The sequence below is a fragment of the Mesorhizobium sp. WSM3626 genome, assembly GCF_000513935.1.
Classification (GTDB): Bacteria; Pseudomonadota; Alphaproteobacteria; order Rhizobiales; family Rhizobiaceae; genus Mesorhizobium; species Mesorhizobium salmacidum.
This window is the reverse complement of sequence record NZ_AZUY01000001.1, coordinates 291251-308042: the sequence shown is the minus strand read 5'-3', so window position 1 is coordinate 308042 and position 16792 is coordinate 291251. Positions and strand designations below refer to the sequence as shown.

Here is a 16792-nt window from a genome sequence, read left to right as displayed (position 1 = left end):
CAAGTCAACCCGTGGCGCGCAAATTGACACAGGGACAAACCGCCAATGCGGCCTTTCATTTCCACGCAACGCCCCCTATATTCGTTTTGTCGGCTTGACCGACTATGGCGATAAATGGGCGATGAAATAAGCCGTTCGGACCCGGGGGCGGTACCCGGCGCCTCCACCAAAAGCCGCTGTCGACGACAGAGCGGTTTTTGCTGGGGGCGAAATAGGATCGACGAAGGTGTAAAGGTCGTACTTTTGCCCGGCATTGTACCACCGTTATCGGGCTAAACTTATAGTTGCCAACGACAACTATGCGGAAGCACGTCTCGCTGCTTAATGCAGTGCGATAGCTTCAAATCAAGCCCTAGGGGTTCGCACTTCTAGGCGGGGTTCGGAGGTACCTGGCAACAGAAACCTCCACTTCTCCCCTTCAATTTGCGTCACGCACAACGGCTCGTGCCGACGAAACTTCGCGTCTCTTCACCCAGGACGAAGAGCGCAGGCCAACGCTCGACGAGGCCGAGCGCACTTGCCAATCAGTGGCCGGCGTCTGTGCCGGACTCGGCTACGAATTGGTGACCTTGCCGCTGGCGCCAGTCGAGGAGCGCGTGCACGTCCTCCTCGACGCGGCTGGATTGCCGCTGATATCGCGAGCATAAAGCGGCCGGACCACCGGCCCGGCCGTTCATGCGCGTTGTTGGAACCCGGCGAAATATTGTGGATTGAACCGACATCTTGGAGATCGGAAACATGGCGCTCAAGCGGATGGACAATGTAGGAATCGTCGTCGAAGACCTCGGAGTGACGATCGATTTCTTTCGCGAACTCGGCCTCGAGCTCGAAGGGCGGGCCACGATCGAAGGAGAATGGGCCGGGCGTGTCACCGGACTGGGCGATCAGCATGTCGAGATTGCCATGATGCGCACACCGGACGGCCACAGCCGGCTGGAGCTCTCCCGCTTCCTCACGCCGCCTGTGGTCGCGGATCACCGGAATGCTCCAGTCAACGCCTTGGGCTACCTCCGCGTCATGTTCACCGTGGACGACATCGACGATACGCTTGAAAGGCTCCGCACGCGCGGCGCGCAGCTCGTAGGGGAAGTGGTCCAGTATAAGGATGTGTATCGGCTCTGCTACATCCGTGGACCCGAAGGGCTTCTCATCGGACTCGCCCAGGAACTCAGCTGAGCACCAGAGAGCAGTCGTGAACCCGGGGCAAACGCCGGTTTTCCGCCGGGATAAACGACTGCAGCTTGTGTCGTCCGCGATGCCTCCAGCACAAAAAAAGCCGGGATCGACCCGGCCTTTTCTGATTCATCGAGGGCCTATTCCGCCGGCGCTTCGACCGTTTCGCGGCTACGGCCAAGCGTGACCTTCGCCAGCGCGAACGATATCACCGCGCAGAGCGTGATGCCGGCGACCATCGGAAACGGCGTGCCGTCGAAGAACACGCCGGCAACGCCCATGGCGAGCGCGCCGATGGCAAAGTGCAGCGTGCCCATCAGTGCCGACGCCGTGCCGGCGATCTCGCCATGCTCTTCCATCGCCAGCACCGATGTGGTCGGGATAACCAGGCCGAGGAAGCCATAGCCGACGAACAGCAGGGCCGCCATCACATCGAGCCGGTCGACGCCCGTCGCCATGATGGCAAACAGCACAACCATCGTCGAGGCGTAGCCGGTCACCGCCACCCACACCACGCGCTTCAGCCCGAAGCGTTCGGAAAGCAGGCCGGTCAGTTGCGACATGCCGATGAAGGCAACCGCATTGATCGAGAAGAACACACTGTAGACCGAAGGCGACAGCCCATAATGGTCGATCAGGATGAAGGACGAGCTCGACAGATAGACGAAGAAGCTCGCAATGCCGAAGCCGGCGATCGCCACCAGGCCAAGGAAATTACGGTCGCCCATCAGGAAGCGGTAGCCGGCGAGCGCGGTTCCGAAGGAGGAACCGACCCGTTCTTCCGCCGGCCGCGTCTCCTTGAGCGAGGTCGCGAGCAGGATGGTGGCGAGCACGGCCGCGCCGGTCACCGTCCAGAATACGGCGCGCCAGCCGAAATTCTCGATGATCTGGCTGCCGGTCAGCGGCGCCAGGATCGGCGACACCGAAAACACCAGCATCAGCAGCGACATCAGCTTGGCGGCCTCATTGCCGGTGTGCAGGTCGCGCACGATGGCGCGCGGAATGGCCATGCCGGCGCTGGCGCCAAGCCCCTGCAGGAAGCGGAAGGCGATCAGCCACTCGATGGTCGGCGCCATTGCCGAGCCGATGCCGCCGACCATGAACAGCGCCAGGCCGCCGTAGAGCGGCAGCTTGCGGCCGACCATGTCGGAGATAGGCCCAACGACGATCTGGCCGAAGCCCATCGACAGGAAGAAGATCAAAAGGCTCATCTGCACGGCGGCGGTGCCGGCATGCAGATCGGTGCCGATCGACGGCAATGCGGGCAGATACATGTCGATGGCGAACGGACCGATGGCGGACAACAGGCCGAGCACGACCGCGATGCGGAGGAATTTGGGATTCATGATATTGGCTTCTTTCGAATCTGGTTATCGCCGCCAGGCGACGTCTACCCCAGGACGTTCCATCCCGTGGGATTCCGACTCCTGGAGAGAATTTATTCGTCCCTCTGGAGTGAAATCCCCTTATATCGTGTCCACAAATTTAGACAGCCTTGTCTAAATCGTCAATCACCTCTATATAGATTTTCATGAGACCGGGCGTTTCTCCTGACACTTTCCCGCCACGCGGCCACGAAGCCAAGCGCCTGTCGATCGTCGACGCCGCCGCCGGCGTGTTCTGCCGAGAAGGCTTCGCCGGTGCCAACATCGACCTGATCGCGATTGAGGCGGGCGTGTCACGCCAGACCGTTTACAACCACCATGGCGACAAGGAAAAGCTGTTCATCGCCGTCGTGCGCGACCTGACCGAGCGCTGCAACGCCGGCATCTTCGCCACCATTGCCACCTTCCCCGATCAGCCCGGGGATCTCGAAGCGGACCTTGTCGGTTTTGCGGTGCGCCTGAATCAGAATTGCATCTGCAACCGCGACGGAAAATTCCTGCGCAAGCTGATCCAGACCGAAGGCGAGCGCTATCCCGAACTCTTTGCCGAGTGGCGCGAACAGGGCCCTGGCCGGACATGGCCGGCAATCGCCGCCCGCTTCGCACGCCTCGCCTATGGCGGCCACCTCACGATCGACGATCCCGACGTCGCGGCACGCCAGTTCCTCGGCCTCGTCAATGCCGAATTGCAGACCACCTTCATGCTTGGCGGCACGCCGCGTGAGGACGAGGTGGTGCAATCGGCGACGAACGGCGTGCGCACCTTCCTGCGCGCTTTCGGCAAGCGCCCTTCCCCGGCCGGCGCGAAAAAGCACACTGCGCTGGCTAACGCATAACATTTGCGGTTGCGGCGAAGCCGCCTTGCCGTTCAAATCGGTGGCAATAGTCTTCGCTTCGGCGCGGCGGCGGTCTATATCAGGTTTACGCCGCGCCCAAGCTTGATTACAGCTATGCGGACGATTCAACGGAACCCGACCCAACTCATGGCCGACGACCACATCCGCTACGACATTCTGGCCCAGGAGGCGTTGCGCGGCGTCATGCGCAAGGTCCTGGCCGAGGTCGCGCGCACCGGCCTTCCCGGCAACCATCATTTCTTCATCACCTTCCTGACCGGCGCGCCCGGCGTGCGCGTCTCGTCGCGCCTGCGCGAGCGCTATCCCGAGCAGATGACCATCGTCATCCAGTTCCAGTATTGGGACCTGAAGGTGACCGACACCGGCTTCGAGGTCGGTCTCTCTTTCTCCGACGTGCCGGAGAAACTCGAGATCCCGTTCTCGGCCGTGCGCGGCTTCTACGATCCCTCGGTCAATTTCGAACTCGAATTCGACGTCAAGACCGACGCGCAGCCCGACGAGGAACCGGCAGCACCGGCCCCCGAGCCGCTGACCATCGTCTCCGAGAAGAAGCCGAAGGCCGAGAAGAAGGCCGCCGCCGAAGCGGAGAAGAAGCCCGCGGCCGCCGATGCCGGCACCAAGGGCGCAGAAGTGGTTTCGCTCGACGCCTTCCGCAAGAAATAGGCTCGGTCCATGGCCGACATCGTCAACCTTCGTCAGCTCCGCAAACAGAAGGCGCGGGCCGACAAGGAACAAACGGCCAGCCAGAATCGCGCCTTGCACGGCCGCACCAAGGCCGAAAAGCAACGCGACCGCCTGATCGCCGACAAGAGCGAAAGGTTCGTCGCGGGCCATCACCGGGAAAAATCCGGCGAACCGGACGATTCCAACCAATCTGACGGTCAATGAGCGCCGTCGAAAAGCGCTCGGTGAGCATTCGCGGTCATCGCACCAGCTATTCCCTCGAAAAGCCCTTCTATGACGATCTCGTCGCCATCGCGGCGGCGAGAAAGCTGACACTCGCCGCCCTTGTCGCCGAAATTGACGAGACCCGGCCGCGCGATGCCAACCTGTCCTCGGCGCTGAGGCTCTATGTCCTGGAGTGGGCGAAGCGCGGGACGAACGCCTGAACTAGGCACTTTCGGCCGCGTCCGCCTTTTTCCTGCGTCTGGTGCCAAAGCCGAGCAAGGTCGAGCGCTCACGCTCCTCGGCCTGCTTGCGCGAGCGCACGCGCATCAGATCCTTCCAGCCGACATAGCCGATCAGCCTTCCATCCTCACGCGCCACGACCGGCAGATGCGAGACGTTGGCCGTCAGCAGCTTGTCCGACAGGCCTTCCAGATATTCGTCGGGATAGGCCAGCGTCACCTTGCTTCCGGCCAGCAGCTCGCCAAGCGTCGTCGTCCGGTGCTTGCCGGCGCGGCGCCAGCGCAGGATTGCCGGCGGATCGATGAGCCCGAGCACCTGCCTGTCTTCATCGACCACGGGAAAACTCGGATGCCGGGTTTCCGGCGCGGTCAGAAAGGCGGCCGCGCCATGCAGCGTCATCGTCGCCGGCACGCTCTCGACTTCCGATGTCATCACCTCGCGCACCCTGGTGAGCGCGAATGGATCGACGCGATATTCGCGCACGAGGTGGTGCCCTCGCCTGGCGATCTTCTCGGTCAGGATCGAACGCTTCATCAGGAGCACGGTGACGGCATGCGCCGCCGCACAGGCCGCGATCAGTGGCACCAGCACATGCGTGTTGCCGGTCAGCTCGACGGCGAAGAAAGTGGCTGTCAGCGGTGCACGCATCGTGCCGCCCATGGTGGCGGCCATGGCCAGCAGCGCCCAGAAGCCCGGGTCCGCCGCCGGCAGGATCCCGGCAAGCACCGCGCCCATTGCGCCACCCATGATCAACAGCGGCGCCAGCACGCCGCCCGAGGTTCCCGAGCCGAGCGCCACCGACCAGATCACGGCCTTGACCACCAGCAGCAGGAGCGCCGCGGTCGCGATCGTGCGGCCATCCAGCATGTCGGCGATGTTGTCATACCCCACGCCGAGCGCCCGTGGGTCGATCAATCCGCCTATGCCGACCACCAGGCCGCCGAGCATCGGCCACCACATCCAGTGGATGGGCAGCTTCTGGAAGCCGTCCTCGCACGCATAGACCATCTGCGTCAGCAGCCCGGACAAAAGACCGGCGCAGATACCGACCAGCAACCAGCCGCCAAGGCCGAGGAAGGAGACCGCCATGCCGCCCTGGAACGGAAAGATCGGCCCCGGCATATGCAGCATCGTGCGCTCCACCTCCGCCACGATGGCCGCCACCGCCACGGGAATGAAGCTGCGCGGCGTCCATTCGAACAAAAGCAGTTCCACCGCCAGCATGATGGCCGCGATCGGCGTGCCGAACACGGTGGTCATGCCGGCCGCCGCTCCCGCGACCAGCAGCGTCTTGCGCTCATTGTCTGAGACCGGCAGCATCTGCGCGATCAGCGAGCCGATGGCGCCGCCGGTCATGATGATCGGCCCCTCGGCGCCGAACGGCCCGCCGGAGCCGATCGAGATCGCCGACGACAGCGGCTTCAGGATTGCCACCTTCGCGTCCAGTCTGGAGCGCCCGAGCAGGATCGCCTCGATCGCCTCGGGAATGCCGTGGCCGCGGATCTTCTCGCTGCCATAGCGCGCCATCAGGCCAATGATCAGCGCGCCGATGACCGGAACGATGACGGCGGCAAGCCCGAGCGGCGTATCCTGCAGCTTCAGCTCGGCAAGCGAGAACTGACCGAAATAGGCGATGTTGGTGGCCAGCCGGATCAGCTTCAGAAGCACGATGCCGGCAAACAGCCCGGCGGTCGCCACCACCACCGCTATCGCGGCGACGAGCAGCACTCGGGCATCCGTGGTGAAATCCCTGAGATGACCGGGATTAGTGTTGTGGGTCTTCATGGTGGCTTTGCTTCCTGGCGGCGGCCGTGTCTGATTTTTGCGGCACGGTCGAAGTGGCCAGCCGGTTGTCGGTCGGCTATCTATCGTAACACGATATATCTGTTCAAGCTCGTTCCGCCCGAAATTTCGTTTGAGCTTTCACCGGAAAACGAAGACATCTCCGATATGACGCAGCCGCCCAAGACACCACGCCCCGCCATCAGGCAATCCGACTACGAGCGGCTGTCCGAATTCCGCTACCTGATCCGCCGCTTCCTCGAATTCAGCCAGGTGCAGGCCGAGGAGGCCGGCCTGACCCCGCGCCAGCACCAGGCGCTGCTGGCGATCAAGGGATATCCGGGCGGCGGGCCGGTGACGGTGGGCGACCTGGCGGAACGCCTGCGCATCCGCCACCACAGCGCCGTCGAACTGGTCAACCGCCTCGGCGAGGCAGGACTGGTCGCACGAGATCAGGACAAGGACGATCATCGCCGCGTACTGCTGCGGCTGACCGAGCGCGCCGACGATTGCCTGGCCGAGTTGTCTGCCGCGCATCTCGACGAGCTCTCGCGCGTAGAACCCATGCTGCGGCGCCTGCTCGATCGGGGCCAAGACTGACGCCCGGCGTCCGTGCGGGCCGATACCGAACTATTTTTTCGAATCCGAATCCTTTGGCCTGGCCGCGGCGTCTTGGACAGGTGAGAGCCAAGGAGCCGATGCGATGAAACACCATTTGATACGCTATAAGACGAAGCCGGACCGGGCCGACGAGAACGAGCGCCTGGTCAAAGCCGTGTTCGAGGAACTGCGCGGCAAATCGCCGGAAGGCGTTCGCTACATGACCTGGCGCTCCGGCGACGGCACTTTCGTCCATCTCGTCGAGATCGAAACCGACGAGCATGCCGACGTCATCCCCGGGCTTGCCGCTTTCGAGGCCTTCCAAAATGGCATCAGGGATCGCAGCATCGAACCGCCGCATCGTGACGTGATGACAGTGGTGGGCCATTATCGGATGCTGGACGAGCAGCCTGAATAAACCACGTCAAAGAACGGCCGGTGCATGAACAGTCAAGGCGAAGTCCGCGAGCCTTTCGACCGCTTGTTCGGCGAATTGCGCCCCAAGCTGCACCGCTATTGCGCCCGCATGACAGGCTCGGTCGTCGATGGCGAGGACGTCTTGCAGGAGGCGCTGGCCAAGGCATTCGAGGCCTTGCCCAACGCCGGCCCGATCACCAATCCCGAAGGCTGGCTGTTCCGCATCGCCCACAATGCGGCGCTCGATTTCCTGCGCCGCCGCGCCCGCGAGAGGGCCTTCTCCGACGAGGAGCCGGACATGATCGCCGACCCGGCAAATTCCATCGCCGACCGGCAGGCCGCGGCAGCCGGACTGCACAGTTTCATGCGCCTTCCCGTCGCGCAACGAAGCAGCGTCATCATGATGGACGTCCTGGGCTATTCGCTGCAGGAGATCAGCACCATGCTCGACACCAGCATCCCCGCGATTAAGGCCGCGCTGCACCGTGGCCGAGGCCGGTTGCGTGAGATCGCCGACGAACAGGACGATCGTCCTGTTCCCAGGCTGAGTGCATCGGAGCGCCTGTTGCTCGACGCCTATGTCGATCGCTTCAACGCCCGCGATTTCGACGCCGTGCGGGATATGCTGGCCGACGAAGTGCGGCTGGAACTGGTGGCCAGAGCAAGGCTGAACGGCCGCAAGGAGGTGGCAACCTATTTCGGCAATTATTCCCGGGTGCAGGACTGGCATTTCGCGCCTGGTTTCGTCGAAGACCGTCCGGCAATCCTCGTGCGCGATCCCAACGACCCTGCGGCAGCGCCGACATACTTCATCCTGCTGGGTTGGCAGGGCGGCAAACTTGCCACCATTCGCGACTTCCGCCACGCCAGATACGTCGCTGACGGCGCCGAAACGTTTCTTCTTTGAGACGATTGCCATACGGCGAGCAACCGGAAAGCCCAGTCCTACCGCCTACTGCAGCGACTTCAGCAGATTGTCGACAGTGAACGGATTGGCTTTCGGCTTGGCCGGAGGCGGATTGTCGTTGGCGGGCACCCGCTCGGCCTTGGGCGCCTGTTCCGCCGCCTTGCGCTCGGCTTCGAGCCTGGCTTTTTCCTGAGAGGCAATGCGCATCGCCTCCTCCGCCTTCTGGCGTTCCTGCTCGGCCTGCGCCCTGGCCGCCTCGTCCGCTGCCTGCTGTTCCGCCGCCGCCTTCGCATCGGCATCGGCCTTGGCTTTCGCGTCTGCATCCGCCTTGGCTTTTGCTTCCGCGTCGGCCTTCGCCTTGGCATCCGCTTCAGCCTGGGCCTGAGCATCGGCTTCCGCTTTCGCCTTGGCGTCGGCTTCTGCTTTCAGGCGCACTGCCTCCTCCTGCTGGCGCAGTTCTTCCGCGGCCTTGTCGCGGGCATCCTGAAGTGCCGCGTAGTAGCGCACCTCGCGCCGCAGCCGCTGTTTCTCCAGCAGCGCGGCCTGCATCGCCTCGACGCGTTGCTGTTCTTTTTCCAGCGCGCGCTGGGTCAGGAACTGCGCCAGCGGCTCGCTGTCGAACTGCCGTTTCACGGCACCGAACGGCCCCTCGGCGGTGAAAGTCACGACCGGCTCGGAGCCGACCAGCGCTTCGTCGCCGGGCCGATAGGTGACCGCGCCCTTGGCCGAAACCGTGCTGGCATTGAGGTCGGCCGTGACGTCGGCCGACAAGGTCGCCGCCGGATTTTCAAGGTTGATCGGCGGCGCCCTGAGCGTGCCGCCGGCAATCGTGAAGGCGACCTCGGCGTCCTTTGCGGCGAAGCTGCCGTCGGCGGCGATGTCAGGCACGAAGCTGGCGGTCTTGGCCGCGTCGATATCGCGGCCGATCGCATCCGCCTTGGCGAGGAATGCGCCGAACGCATCGGGATTGACGCCGGCGATCTGCAAGCCCTTCAGCGTCGCGGTGCCGGATCCCGACAGAGCGGCGATCATCGCGTCGACCGACTTGCCGCTGGTCGACAGCGTCGTCGAGAAATCGCCCCTGCCGCCGATGCCCGCATTCGGCAACACATCAGTCAGGTCGGCACCCGCCAGTTTCATCTGTCCGGTGAAAAGCCCGGTGCCCTCATTGTTCTTCAACTCGAACAGGCCGGAGAGCGCCCCGCCGAGGAATTTGGCTTTGAGGTCGGCGACCCGAATGCCTTCCGGGTCGAGCTTGAGCGAGAAGGCCGCGTCATAGGCGGTGGCCAACGGGCCGGCGGCCAGCGAAGCCGTGGTCAGGTCGAGATCGGCGGTGAACGGCAGGCTGGACTTCTGGCTGAACGGGGCGGACGGCCATGCGCCGGCCTTCTCACTCTTGTCAGCATTGTCACTCTTGCCGGCGCCGTTCTTGTCCAAGAGAAAAGCGGAATCGCCAAACAGTGCCACCGCCATCGGATCGAGGTCGAGTTCGTCGAGCGCCAGCGCACCGGCCAGATGCGGCACGCCATCCTTGCCGTCGACCCCCTGCTTGACATCGAGGTTGATGTCGCCGGACACAGCCGCCTCGTTGATGGCGCCGCTGAGCCCGGAGAGCACCAGCAGGCCATTGCCGTAATCGGCCTGCGCGGCCAGCGATGTCGACATGCCGGCGCCCATGCCGGGCAGGCCAATGCCCGTCGTCATCAGCCAAGGTTCGATGTCGGAGGCGTCGAGATTGACCTTGCCCTTGGCCGTCGGACCTTGCGGCGTGTCCGCGACCGTTCCCTCGAAGCCGGCCTTGAAGTCGTTGCCGGCAAGGCTGAAGCTCGTCGCCAGGCCGCCGCCAAACGTGCCCTTGGCCTGGATATCGGTGCTTGCTTCGCCCAGCATGCCAAGCGGCAGCGCCGGCAGGCCATAGAGCGCCAGCAAGGCGGTTGCGTCCGGGTTCCTGGCATTGAAAGTCAGTGTCACCGGCGCGTCGGCAAGCTTGTCCATCGCGCCCCTTCCCGACAGCGACGCCGAAAACGCCGAGCCGCCGGCCTTGCCCTGCCCGCTGACCGCCAGACCCGTGGTGCCATCGCCATTGTCGGCCGCACTGGCCACGAGGTCGATGCGCGCATCCTGGAACAGGTCGGGATAAGCGGCGGCGCGGCCCGCGAGCCCCTTCAGCACGGCATTGTCCGGATAATGCTGCGCGGCGACATCGATCAGTGGCTTCAGGTCGACCGCGACCACCGAGGCGTCGAGCTTGCCGGTCGGGCCCGCCGGAAAATCCTTGATCCGGCCCGTGGCGCTGATCGAGGAACCGGCCAGTCCGCCGACCGAAAGCCTGTCGATTTCGAGCAGCCCGTCGCGCAGCCTGAGCGCGGTATCGACCGTGTCGGCGGCCAAGCCACCGGCGCTGACCGGGCCGGCCTTGATCTGGAAATCGAGGTCGCTGCTGGCAAAACGGTTGGCGCCCTTGTCGCTAACGAAGATCGAGGCGAAGGCCGCCAGCCCGTCGACATCGAGATCACCGCCCTCGAGCCGCATCAGCACCGAGGGCTTTGCGTCGTCAGGCTGGCTGGAATCGATGCGGCCGGAAAACTTCGCCTTGCCCAGGATCAATTCGAGATCGCTGAAGGATTGATGGTTTTCCGAGAGATCGACCTTGGCCTTGAACCCGGCGGCAGGCAGACGGCGGATCGCTTCGTCGACATCCTTCGACAGCCAGGCTGCGAACCCCGAAGGTTGCGCCACGGCCAGCAGCAACGAGCCGGTGAAGCCGAAATGGCCCTGCACGTTGAGCATGACCTTGCCATCGGCTTCCAGCTTGGTGCGGCCCGGCAAGGTCGCGGCCAGTGATTTCACCGACCAGCCGTCACCGACCGGCTCGGCGGAAAGATGAACGTCGCGCACCGTGGTGTCGCCGGCCACCACCGCCGGCAGCTTAACCTCGACCGTGCCGGGAATGGTCGGCTTCGGCAGATCGAGCAGCGCCTGTTCGAGCCCGGCGATACGCTGGTCCAGCGTCAGGCCCGCGCCAGCCGGCGCACCCACCGCCTCGTCGAACTGCACCTGCGCGCCATTGGCTTCGATGGCGAAGCTCGGTTTCTGGCCGAGATCGACCGAGGCCTTGCCGTCGGCGGTGTAGGGATTGTCGAGCGGACCGGTCTCGAAACGGAATTCATCGACGCCAAGCTTCTGGTGGTCGAGCGAGAACTTGCCGTTCAGCCGGAAACCCGGATCGGGCTTGCCGGCGCTGACCTTGACCGTCTCGCCATCCGTGCCGCGCAGCTCGGCTGAATTCTTGCCAGCACCATCCTTGTCGGCACCCGAAATCTTGAACTGGCCGGAATAGACGGCGGCACCGTTGACGATGCCGGCATTGCCGTCGGTCTCGATGACCAGCGGATAGGCATCGGGGTCCGCCTTCATCCGTAACCGCATCTGCCCGGAGGGTTCGGCTTTGCCGGTCGACGCCGCGACCGTCGTCCGCAACCCGTCCAGCCGCAACGTGCCGTCCATGCGCCAGGGGCCGGCCAGCGACTTGGCCGAAATGGTCGAGTTGATCTCGGAAAAGATGTGGCTGCGGCCGCCTGCGGCATGGCGCAGTTCGACCTGCCCTTCCGTCACCGTCAGCTTCTCGATCGAGATCTGGCCGGGGTCGAAGGGCGAGGACGGGCGCATCGCCCAGTCGACGGTACCATCGGCCGCGATGTCTATGGTCGCCTTCGGCCGCACCAGCCGCATGTCGAAGATCAGCACCTCGCCGCGCAGGAACGGCGCCAGCTCCGCATCCATCGAAAACGTCTCGACGGTCATGGCCGGCTGGCCGTTCGGGCCACCGGCGACGGCGACGTTGGAAAAGGTCACCGAGGGGAACGGCAACAGCCTTGCCGTGGCATCGCCCTGCACGGTGACCTTGCGGCCGAGGATGGCGCTTGCCTCGCGCTCGAACTCGGCGCGGTAGCCGGTCCAGTCGACGAAGTACGGCACCACCAGCGCCGCAAGCAGCACCAGCACGAACAGGCCACCGAAGATCACGAACAGGCGTGCGAGCATCCGCTCCGAACAGGTTGATTGAAATTCTGCCGCACTCTACCCGCATCCGCGTGTCGATAAAGAGGCAATTCATGCTGTGTTGCGTCACGTCGGACGATCTGAAACAAATTCTGGAAAAAGCGGAGATTCTCGGATGTCGGGCAAGAACTGGGATCGCGTGCCGATCGATGCACAGAGTGTCGATGCCCCGCTATCGCAGTCGGCGATTTTCCTTGTCGTCACCGTCGCCGGCGACCAGCCGGCCTTGGCCAGGGTTTGCTCCGTACTCGGCGAGCTCGACGACCTGGTCAAGACTGTCGGATTCCGCGATCTTGGCGGGCGCCTGTCGTGCATCGCCGGCATCGGCAGCGATCTCTGGGACCGGCTCAGCCCCGGCCGGCGGCCGCTGGAGCTGAAGCCGTTCGCGCCGATCAAGGGCGCGGTCCATTCGGCGCCAACGACATCGGCGACCTGCTCTTCCACATCCGCGCCGAGCGGCCCGACATGTGCTTCGAATTCGAACGCATCCTGCTCGACAGGCTTGGTCCCGGCGTGACCGTCATCGACGAAGTGACGGGCTTTCGTTATTTCGATGCCCGCGACCTGCTCGGTTTTGTCGACGGCACCGCAAACCCGACCGGCCTCGATCTGCCAGCCTCGGCGCGGGTTGGTGACGAGGATGCCGACTTCGCCGGCGGCAGCTATGTCGTGGTTCAGAAATATCTGCACGATATGCAGGCCTGGGCGCGCATTCCGACTCCCGAGCAGGAGGCGATCATCGGCCGCACCAAAATCGACAACATCGAAATCGATGATGACGACGCGCCGCGCAAATCGCACAAGTCGCTGGCCACCATCGAGGATGCCGACGGCAACGAATACGACATATTGCGCGACAACATGCCGTTTGGCAGGCCCGGGCAGAACGAGTTCGGAACCTACTTCATCGGCTACAGCAGGTACCTCTGGGTCACCGAGAAAATGCTGCAACGCATGTATATCGGCGAGCCGCCGGGCGCCTACGACCGGCTGCTCGACGTCTCCACGCCGCACACCGGCACGACCTTCTTCGCTCCGACCCGCCCCATGCTGCAAACGCTTGTGCAGGCGAACTAAGACAAGCTATCCCACCGCACGGTAGAGCAGTGGCCGGCGGCCTTTGTCCGCGGTCCCTCAACGTGCGTCGCGCTTTGCCTGCGCCACCTTGGCCGCCTTGCGCTGCCGGCCGAGTTCCGCCGGTCGAACCGGGCTTGGAACCTTCTGGTTGGCCACGGCCCGCATGCCCTTGTGCGCCGTGCGCGAATTGTGCGCGGGACCGTCCGGAGCTTTCTGCTTCAAGGCCAGCGCCTTGCGCGCATTGTCGACCAGCGAAATACGGGCCGCCAGTTGGCGGCGCCGTTCGGTCTCGCCGTTCAGCCGCCGCATCGCCATGGCCAGCACAGCGAGCTTCACTTGTGAACCGCCATCGGCCTTCGAAGCAACGGCCCCTTTCGGCGCTCCCTTGCCGCGGATTTCGCGCCGACGCCGATGCGCTTCGGTCTGCGCCTTGTCACGCCGCTCCCGCAACAGCTTGACCAGGCCGGAAAGGTCGGAGTCGGAAAGCTCCTGCACGGCCGGATGGTGCGATTTCTCCACCATCTCGTGTTCGTCGGTGCTCAGCGCGCGCGCTTCTTCCTTGCGTGAAATAGCCATGACAGTCCTCCTCAGCCGGCACGCCTTGTTGGCTCCAAGCCTATTGAGCGCTGAGTCTCTGCCCCAAAACTGCAGCGGTCAAGAAGCCTTCCGATGCGCCCGCACGACGCCGATGCCGCCCCGATCAACTCGCGGTTCGGCGGCGCAGGTATCCGCAGACCAAGTCTATGAGCTCCGCTCGCAACGCCGGCGAATCAAGTTCGCCATGTCGCGCCGCGGCATGCACGACCCCTTCGACCGCGCCCGACAGCACGCGCCCGGCAATGTCATCGCGCTCGAGATCGGGCTTGCCTGAGGCGGATGCAATCACGGCCTGGTAGCGGCGCAGATATTCCGCTTCGAACTGATCCTGCGTCGAGCGGGCGGCAAGTGGCACTTCGTCGAGCAGGACGCGGTGTAGCTGCTGATCGACACTGTGAGCAGCGACGACCCCGTCGATCAGCTTCGCCACGCGCTGCTCGAGCATGCCCGCTCCGTCGCGCTCATCTGAACTGGATATGGCGGCGAGCACAGCATCGAGATGGCGTTTGCGGATCTCCTCCGCCAGCGCCAGCTTGTTGGGGAAATACTGATAGAGCGAGCCGACGCTGACACCGGCGGCCGAAGCCGTCTCATTGGTGGTGAAATGCGCCCAGCCGCGCCGCGCCAGAACGCGAGCCGCGGCCTCGACGATGGTATCCACTGTCGCGCGGGAACGCTGCTGCCGTGGTGCTTTGCGCACACTTTCATGCCGTAAGGGAACGCGAGTAGCCATGCTCAGGCTTTTTCACCAAAATGCGAATGTCCGCTCACATTTATTCAAGAAGCGCGACAGGCAAGTCAATGAGAGGCCATTATGAGCAGCAAGACACTGCTTCTATCCCTGTTCGGCTACAAATCCTGGGCCGATGATGAACTCCTCGCTCTTTTGGCCGAGGTCGAAAACGACGTGACCGACGAGCAACTCGTCGCGATCCTTGAAACCGTCAATCACGCGCATGTCGTCGACAGGATCTTTATGTCGAACATCCAGAAGAGGACGCACGGCTATCGGGACACGGGCACCAGCAGCACGCCGAAGCTCGCCGAATTGTCCGAGGCGATCATCGAAACCGACCGCTGGTACCTCCGCTATGTCGAACAGGTGGAACCGGAAGAACTGGCGGAGACGATCAACTTCAGCTTTACTGACGGCGCCTCGGGACAAATGTCGCGCGAAGAGATGCTCGCGCACGTCATAACCCACGGTGGCTATCATCGTGGCGAGGTTGGCCGCATGGTGACCCAGCTATCGAAGCCGTCTTCCCCTGACACGTTCACGGGCTATCTCCACCAAGCCGAGCCCGCACGCCGCGCATCAATGTGAGCAGGAGTATCCGGGCGTGGAGATGCCGGCCCCGTGCCGGCTCTCTAGCTAATGCTGCGACGGGCCCGGCAGTATCTTACCGGGATTCATGATATCAAGCGGATCGAGCGCCTGCTTGATGGTGCGCATGATGTCGACGCCATGGCCGAGTTCATGGCGCAGGAAGCCGATCTTGCCCTGGCCGATGCCGTGCTCGCCGGTGCAGGTGCCCTCCATGGCGATCGCCCTCATGTTGAGCCGCGCGACGAATTTTTCCGACAGCGCGATTTCCTTGGGATCGTTCACATCCATCAGCACCAGCACGTGGAAATTGCCGTCGCCTGCATGGCCGACGATCGGCGCGATCAGCCCCATCTCGGCGATATCGGCCTCGGTTTCCATAACGCATTCGGCAAAGCGCGATATCGGCACGCAGACATCGGTCGACAGGCCCTTGGCGCCCGGCCGCAAGGTCAGCGACGCCCAGTAGGCGTCGTGCCTCGCCTTCCACAATTTGGTGCGCTCCTCGGCGACGCTGGTCCACAGGAACGGCCCGCCGCCATTCTCTTCCGCGATCATGCCGAAGGTCTCGGCCTGCTCGGCGACGCCGGCATCGCTGCCATGGAACTCGACGAACAGGCACGGGCTCTCGGGATAGTCGAGCTTGGAATAAGTTTTCATCGCCCGCATCTGCAGTGCATTGACCAGTTCGATGCGCGCCACCGGAATGCCCATCTGGATCGTCGCGATGACGGCGTTGCAGGCCGCCTCGACGCTCGGAAACGGACAGACGCCGCCCGAGATCGCCTGCGGAATACCCTGCAGCTTCAAGGTTAGCGCGGTGATGATGCCGAGCGTGCCTTCCGAGCCGACCAGCAGCCGCGTCAGATCATAGCCGGCCGAACTCTTCTTCGCCCGCTTGCCGGTCGTCACCGTCTCGCCGTCGGCCATGACGGCGGTCAGCGACAGCACGTTCTCGCGCATCGTCCCGTAGCGCACCGCATTGGTGCCGGACGCCCGCGTCGCCGCCATGCCACCGAGCGAAGCATTGGCGCCCGGATCGATCGGAAAGAACAGCCCGGTGTCGCGCAGATGCCGGTTCAGGTCCTCACGCGTCACGCCGGGTTCCACGGTGCAGTCGAGATCCTGTGGATTGACCGAAAGAATGCGGTTCATCCGCGACGTATCGACCGAGATGCCGCCACCCGGTGCGTTGGTGTGGCCTTCCAGTGATGAGCCGACGCCAAACGCGATCACCGGCACGCGATGCGCGGCGCAGGCGCGCACGATCTCCTGCACCTCGGCCGTGGTCTCCGGGAAAGCCACGCCGTCGGGCGCCTGCGTCGGAATGTAAGTCGTCGTATGCGCGTGCTGCGAGCGGATGGCTTGGCCGGTCTGAAAGCGCTCGCCCAGCCGCTGCTTGAGGATGCCGAGCACGGCAGTAATGCCTTCCTCGTTGCGTTCGACCGGATTGAGGTCGCTCAGGGCCATGAAATCCTCCGCG

At 64.0% G+C, this 16792-nt stretch carries 17 protein-coding genes and 1 other RNA gene; 12 read left to right on the top strand and 6 right to left on the bottom strand.

The window, feature by feature from the left end:
• Positions 1-49: 49 nt before the first annotated feature.
• Positions 50-410, top strand: a transfer-messenger RNA (tmRNA) gene (gene ssrA / locus M653_RS1000000135210).
• Between the two features lie 328 nt (positions 411-738).
• Positions 739-1176 (top strand): VOC family protein, encoded by a 438-nt coding sequence (locus M653_RS0101540; protein ID WP_027141699.1) that lies wholly within the window; start codon positions 739-741, stop codon positions 1174-1176.
• A gap of 137 nt (positions 1177-1313) precedes the next feature.
• Here M653_RS0101540 and M653_RS0101535 read toward each other — a convergent pair whose 3' ends face one another.
• Positions 1314-2519, bottom strand: coding sequence for a multidrug effflux MFS transporter (locus tag M653_RS0101535; RefSeq protein ID WP_027141698.1), 1206 nt, complete (start codon positions 2517-2519; stop codon positions 1314-1316).
• A gap of 185 nt (positions 2520-2704) precedes the next feature.
• Here M653_RS0101535 and M653_RS0101530 point away from each other — a divergent pair, with 185 nt between their 5' ends.
• The 4 genes from M653_RS0101530 to M653_RS0101515 all read left to right on the top strand — a co-directional run bounded on the left by M653_RS0101530 (position 2705) and on the right by M653_RS0101515 (position 4524).
• Positions 2705-3394: a TetR/AcrR family transcriptional regulator gene (locus M653_RS0101530; protein ID WP_027141697.1), complete on the top strand. Its 690-nt coding sequence runs from the start codon at positions 2705-2707 to the stop codon at positions 3392-3394.
• 147 nt (positions 3395-3541) lie between these two features.
• Positions 3542-4078, top strand: coding sequence for an SspB family protein (locus M653_RS0101525; RefSeq protein WP_027141696.1), 537 nt, complete (start codon positions 3542-3544; stop codon positions 4076-4078).
• Positions 4079-4087: 9 nt separating this feature from the next.
• Positions 4088-4303, top strand: a complete 216-nt coding sequence (locus M653_RS0101520) for a DUF4169 family protein (RefSeq protein WP_027141695.1) — start codon at positions 4088-4090, stop codon at positions 4301-4303.
• A complete protein-coding gene (locus M653_RS0101515; protein ID WP_027141694.1) occupies positions 4300-4524 on the top strand; it encodes a ribbon-helix-helix domain-containing protein in 225 nt (74 codons plus the stop codon). The genes M653_RS0101520 and M653_RS0101515 overlap by 4 nt, the downstream gene beginning before the upstream one ends.
• A gap of 1 nt (position 4525) precedes the next feature.
• On the opposite strand, the gene M653_RS0101510 is transcribed toward M653_RS0101515, so the two are convergent.
• A complete protein-coding gene (locus M653_RS0101510) occupies positions 4526-6328 on the bottom strand; it encodes a chloride channel protein (RefSeq protein ID WP_027141693.1) in 1803 nt (600 codons plus the stop codon).
• Positions 6329-6493: 165 nt separating this feature from the next.
• Here M653_RS0101510 and M653_RS0101505 point away from each other — a divergent pair, with 165 nt between their 5' ends.
• The 3 genes from M653_RS0101505 to M653_RS0101495 all read left to right on the top strand — a co-directional run bounded on the left by M653_RS0101505 (position 6494) and on the right by M653_RS0101495 (position 8249).
• Positions 6494-6925 carry a helix-turn-helix domain-containing protein gene (locus M653_RS0101505; protein WP_198028660.1) on the top strand — a complete coding sequence of 144 codons (432 nt, stop codon included), beginning with the start codon at positions 6494-6496 and terminating at the stop codon, positions 6923-6925.
• 103 nt (positions 6926-7028) lie between these two features.
• Complete coding sequence (locus tag M653_RS0101500) at positions 7029-7343, top strand: hypothetical protein (RefSeq protein ID WP_027141691.1); 315 nt, start codon at positions 7029-7031, stop codon at positions 7341-7343.
• A 24-nt stretch (positions 7344-7367) separates the two neighbouring features.
• Complete coding sequence (locus M653_RS0101495; RefSeq protein WP_027141690.1) at positions 7368-8249, top strand: sigma-70 family RNA polymerase sigma factor; 882 nt, start codon at positions 7368-7370, stop codon at positions 8247-8249.
• A 45-nt stretch (positions 8250-8294) separates the two neighbouring features.
• Here the strand turns inward: M653_RS0101495 and M653_RS0101490 are convergent, their stop codons facing one another.
• Complete coding sequence (locus M653_RS0101490; RefSeq protein ID WP_027141689.1) at positions 8295-12293, bottom strand: AsmA-like C-terminal region-containing protein; 3999 nt, start codon at positions 12291-12293, stop codon at positions 8295-8297.
• 133 nt (positions 12294-12426) lie between these two features.
• Between M653_RS0101490 and M653_RS1000000138200 the strand changes: the two genes are divergently transcribed.
• Complete coding sequence (locus tag M653_RS1000000138200; protein WP_348626223.1) at positions 12427-12828, top strand: Dyp-type peroxidase domain-containing protein; 402 nt, start codon at positions 12427-12429, stop codon at positions 12826-12828.
• On the top strand, positions 12777-13388 hold the full coding sequence (locus M653_RS1000000138195) for a Dyp-type peroxidase (protein WP_348626222.1): 612 nt from the start codon (positions 12777-12779) through the stop codon (positions 13386-13388). The genes M653_RS1000000138200 and M653_RS1000000138195 overlap by 52 nt, the downstream gene beginning before the upstream one ends.
• A 57-nt stretch (positions 13389-13445) precedes the next feature.
• Here the strand turns inward: M653_RS1000000138195 and M653_RS0101480 are convergent, their stop codons facing one another.
• Both M653_RS0101480 and M653_RS0101475 read right to left on the bottom strand, forming a co-directional pair.
• The gene (locus M653_RS0101480) at positions 13446-13964 is read right to left on the bottom strand and encodes a hypothetical protein (protein ID WP_027141688.1); all 519 of its coding nucleotides are present in this window, start codon (positions 13962-13964) and stop codon (positions 13446-13448) included.
• 124 nt (positions 13965-14088) lie between these two features.
• Positions 14089-14646, bottom strand: a complete 558-nt coding sequence (locus M653_RS0101475) for a TetR/AcrR family transcriptional regulator (protein WP_245262039.1) — start codon at positions 14644-14646, stop codon at positions 14089-14091.
• A 153-nt stretch (positions 14647-14799) separates the two neighbouring features.
• Between M653_RS0101475 and M653_RS0101470 the strand changes: the two genes are divergently transcribed.
• On the top strand, positions 14800-15309 hold the full coding sequence (locus M653_RS0101470; protein ID WP_027141686.1) for a DinB family protein: 510 nt from the start codon (positions 14800-14802) through the stop codon (positions 15307-15309).
• Between the two features lie 48 nt (positions 15310-15357).
• On the opposite strand, the gene M653_RS0101465 is transcribed toward M653_RS0101470, so the two are convergent.
• Positions 15358-16779, bottom strand: coding sequence for an FAD-linked oxidase C-terminal domain-containing protein (locus tag M653_RS0101465; RefSeq protein ID WP_027141685.1), 1422 nt, complete (start codon positions 16777-16779; stop codon positions 15358-15360).
• Positions 16780-16792 lie beyond the last annotated feature (13 nt).